The organism is Tepidibacter thalassicus DSM 15285 (assembly GCF_900129915.1).
GTDB lineage: Bacteria > Bacillota > Clostridia > Peptostreptococcales > Peptostreptococcaceae > Tepidibacter > Tepidibacter thalassicus.
Window position 1 is genome coordinate 1 of the sequence record NZ_FQXH01000048.1, and the last position, 4,391, is coordinate 4,391.

Annotated in this window: 5 protein-coding genes; all 5 read right to left on the bottom strand. The window is 24.6% G+C overall.

The features are described 5' to 3' along the window. Nucleotides 1-161 precede the first annotated feature (161 nt). Nucleotides 162-410 carry a hypothetical protein gene (locus tag BUA19_RS11310; protein ID WP_072726572.1) on the bottom strand — a complete coding sequence of 83 codons (249 nt, stop codon included), beginning with the start codon at nucleotides 408-410 and terminating at the stop codon, nucleotides 162-164. A gap of 38 nt (nucleotides 411-448) precedes the next feature. Beyond that, on the bottom strand, nucleotides 449-1,003 hold the full coding sequence (locus tag BUA19_RS11315; protein ID WP_072726574.1) for a hypothetical protein: 555 nt from the start codon (nucleotides 1,001-1,003) through the stop codon (nucleotides 449-451). A 656-nt stretch (nucleotides 1,004-1,659) separates the two neighbouring features. Beyond that, nucleotides 1,660-1,809, bottom strand: a complete 150-nt coding sequence (locus BUA19_RS11825) for a hypothetical protein (protein ID WP_178137505.1) — start codon at nucleotides 1,807-1,809, stop codon at nucleotides 1,660-1,662. An 84-nt stretch (nucleotides 1,810-1,893) separates the two neighbouring features. Next, nucleotides 1,894-3,180 (bottom strand): hypothetical protein, encoded by a 1,287-nt coding sequence (locus BUA19_RS11320; RefSeq protein WP_072726576.1) that lies wholly within the window; start codon nucleotides 3,178-3,180, stop codon nucleotides 1,894-1,896. A 182-nt stretch (nucleotides 3,181-3,362) separates the two neighbouring features. Then, complete coding sequence (locus BUA19_RS11325; RefSeq protein ID WP_072726578.1) at nucleotides 3,363-3,938, bottom strand: recombinase family protein; 576 nt, start codon at nucleotides 3,936-3,938, stop codon at nucleotides 3,363-3,365. Nucleotides 3,939-4,391 lie beyond the last annotated feature (453 nt).

Here is a 4,391-nt window from a genome sequence, read left to right on the forward strand (position 1 = left end):
CTTAATCACTCTTTATTGGCTCATATAAGCGTTTTTATGCTATCAATAGATAATTTGTATTATAAATCAAATAAAACATCAAATTTCGTCATTTACGAGGGATTTACGAGGGTTATAAAAGTAAAAGACACGAATTATTAATTTCGTGTCTTTTTTGATTATTATTTAGAATTTTTTGTATAAATAGAAAATGCAATTAGAGATGCAGCATTAACAATAGATATGGGAAGTGCTTTAGCGATATGAACTGTAGCATTATATGACTTAGAATAAATTATAATTAACCATATAAACGAAAATAAAGCTAATGATAATAAAATATATTTAGAGATATATTTATTTAACATCTTTGCTACCTCACTTTTAAACTCTTTTAATTCTTTTAAAATTTTCTTTAATAAGTTTTTCATAGTTTCAACTCTCATTAATATTATATTATTTTTAAATCTTACTTATGTTTTTCCATATATTCCTTTAAAGCCATACTTATTAATTCTTTTTTAGAAAACTTATTATGTTCCACACAAAACTTAGTCCAGTCTTTCCAAACAAATTCGTTTACTCTTACAGCTTTAGGATATTGTTTTAAGTGCCTATCGTCTATTAAATCTATAGCTATATTACTACTGTTATGTACTTCCATATTCTTTTTAAATCTATCTATCATTTCTTTTAAAATATTATAGTCTGACCTTAATAGCTCTATTATTTTATTATCTAATACTTTAACAAATTGCTCTCTTGTATTAGTTTGTGTATTAGTAACTGTATTAACATCTATAACTTCTAATGTATTAGATATTGTATTAGTTTCTGTATTAACTATATTTGTATTATTCTTTGTATTAGCATCTAATACATATTTACCATCTACTAAAATATATCCATGTTTTTTTAAATATCTAGTCATAGAGTCTAATCTTTTATATCCTAATTTTTTAGCTATCTGCTGTCTAGTATATCCCTGCTCTTGCAGGTCTAAAATCTTATCTATTTTATCCAACTCTATCCCCTCCTAATACACATTGTATTAGTTATGTATTACCCAATTTAGCTAATACATAATGTATTAGTTCTCCTTACAGGTGTTAATATCCTTTATTTTCTTACTTTATCTATAGCGTCAATAAAATTTTGATTTTATTAATTATCTTCTTTCGTATATTTTAATGAAAGTGGCTAGGAGTAGAACAGCTATATGGATATAACTCATCTAGAAGAGGTGAATTACTGTAATTATCCCCCCAATATAAAAATATGATAATGTATTATCGAACATATATCGAAGTGTTTCGAACGCCTGTTTCAATCCCAGTAAACAACCCATATTTAATAAAATACCTCTTCGACTTCGACCTTCGTAAATATATAACAGAATTGAGAGGCTAAATCACTCTCATAGCCGATAGTTGCAACTCATTATTCATTGCTACTCTTAATTTGATTATATAATAAGCATTAAAGTTTATAACTACATCAACTTTTTTCAAAAAATAAATACACTTATTGAATACCCAATAAAATATTCTTGATTAGACAAATATTCTAAAGTAGGTACTCAAAAAGTGCATACAGATAATATCAATGCTACTAATATTTATTTTATTATAAATTATTGCTTATAATCTAACTCTTTACTAATAATGTCTTATTGTCTGATTATCCTTTCTTTATAACAAAATGATATTTCTCAATAAAAAACTTTTCTGCTACAGATAAAGTTGCAAGTGCGTCAGCTATTAGTAAATCTATATATAAATCTAATATATATACTTTATACACATCACAAATTGCAGTTTTTTTTACCATTTGTGATGTTCTAAATTGCAATTTGTGATGTAACTGTATTTTACTGGCTTTGAGGGGTGTCAATTTCTGAAAGCCAGTATTTATCTATGTTTCGTGTGTTACATTTCTTCTGTTCTTACCTATTGTGCTAATGTTTTCATTACTTACATCAAATCCCCATTCAATTTCACTCTCAATTGTTTGAGTTGCTTCTTGAACTGATAACTCATTTTCATCAATCTCAACTAGTGAATTAACATATCTTTTAGTAATTTTTCTATCTTCAGTTGTTTTTATTATTGACTTATCTTCTACAAATTTTTTTATTATTTCCTTAGAATTTTTTATTGTTATTAATTTCAACCTTTTAGCATTTAAATCTAATAGATTATCAATAATAACTTTTGTATCTATGAGGTAACTTTCGCTTGCTATATCTTTTTCATAAGATTTTAATATAGGTGTGCCAAAAGCATAATCATTATATTTTTCTTCTAAATTTTTCTTATTATTAATATTTTTGCTTTCAACCCTTTCTTTAATAAGTTTATTTAGTTTTATTTTATAATCTTTAACATCTTCTGTGTCATTTTGAGAATTTACAACAATCTTATAACCAATATAATATAAATTTATATATTTTAGTTCTGAAAAAACCAATTCGTTTACCTTTTCATAATACATTTTTCTTAATTTGTCATTTTGTTCTAAGTAAGACTTTTTTACTTTTAGCTCTTTTAATACTATATCTTCATATTTATTAATTATTTTTTTCTCTTTCTTAGTAGCCAATCTTATATTAATACCATCAAATTTTCTTTCGTGTTTTCTTTCGTGTAATTCGTGCAAAATGTAATTGCATTCATAGTTAATTATGTTTTCTTTTTCTAATCTATTTAGAGAAGAATTAACCATTGCTTTTAATATGTTATTTGTACAATAAAAAACATTATTTAACGCTGTGAAATTACCTATATTTTCTTTGTTTGATAAATATTGAAAAAATTCCTTTTTACTCTTTATTGCTTCAAAATAATTACTACTAACAATTCCTATCTGTTTTATTAATTGATTTGCAGTTATAAATATTATTCTATTGTTCAAGTTATCAAAAAAATTAGTTAGTATTGGGTCTATATATTTCATATACACATTATTATTATTTCTACTACCTTTTGATTTTCCTCTACGGTCTATTTTTTCTTTAGGCTTTGGATAAATATCAGTAATTATATATTTTCTTCCTCTATTAGTCCAATTAAAATATCTTTTAAATTCTTCTTTATGTAATTTCGTATTTCTACCACCAACTTTAGGCTCAACTCCTAATACTCTACACAAAGAAGGATAGTCTTTAAATTCCATTCCTATTTTTATTTTATCTATATTCATAATATCACTGTCCTTTTATTAAATATTTATATGGTACTTTTCAAAATATTATATAAAAAATATATTTTTTATATAATATTTTGAAAAGTACCATATATTAGAGGGAGTTATTTTTATACAAATATTTATAAATGCGATTTTTTAATTACTTATTTAAAACCATGAATTGTAAAAAGAATACTTTATTTTATATTTTCTTGTTTTTGTTCCCATTCTTTTTTTAACTTGTAAAATGTATTTCTCTTTAAGCTTAGTATTTCCATAGCTTTAGTAGCTGTAATTTTCCTTGTTTTATATCTGTTGTAAACTTCTTCCCAATTATTAGGATAACCTATTTTCTTTCTACCTTTATATTTACCTTTTGCCTTAGCCAATGCAATTCCTTCTCTTTGTCTTTCTAATAAACAATCTCTTTCAAACTCTGCAATTGCTCCTAACATAGTAAGCATTAGCTTTCCATGGGGAGTTGTAGTATCTATATTTTCTTTAAAACTTATAAGATTTACCCCTTTATCATTAAGAGATTTTACTAGTTCTAATAAATCTTTTGTACTCCTTGCAAGTCTACTAAAACTTTCTACATAAACTGTATCTCCTTTTCTAACAAATTCCATTAACTCTTTTAATTTTGGTCTATTTGTATCCTTTCCACTACACTTATCTATAAATAATTTCTCTATACCATTTTTCTTCATAAGTACTTTTTGTCTGTCTTCGTTTTGCTCTACAGTACTTACTCTTATGTATCCAACTTTCATTCTGTTGATAACCTCCTTGAATTATCTTACAAGAATATAATAACATAATTGTTTGTTTGAAGTCAATAATTACAACAAACAATTGTTTGTTTATTACAAATCAATTTTAAACAAATAGTATTATCAATAGTTTTAAATTTAATTACATTATTTATTTAGGGTATAATCTAAATAAACAATGTAAAATTGCATCCTTAAAAAAAAGAAAACTGATACATTTGTCAGTTCCTTTCAGAATTAAATAACATTTCAATTACCTTTACATTTTATCCTGCGAAGGATAAACTCCTCTATATGAGCCTATAAGAGCCTGAGAAGTGGGTATTTTTAATTAACTACCCATACCGAAATTTTTAAACTTTTATATACCCCATTTTTCCTTTTGTTTTTTTAGAACAATTTTTTCAAATTCTTCTGGAGTATATTCTGATGTTCTTTGAGTGAAATTGTGAA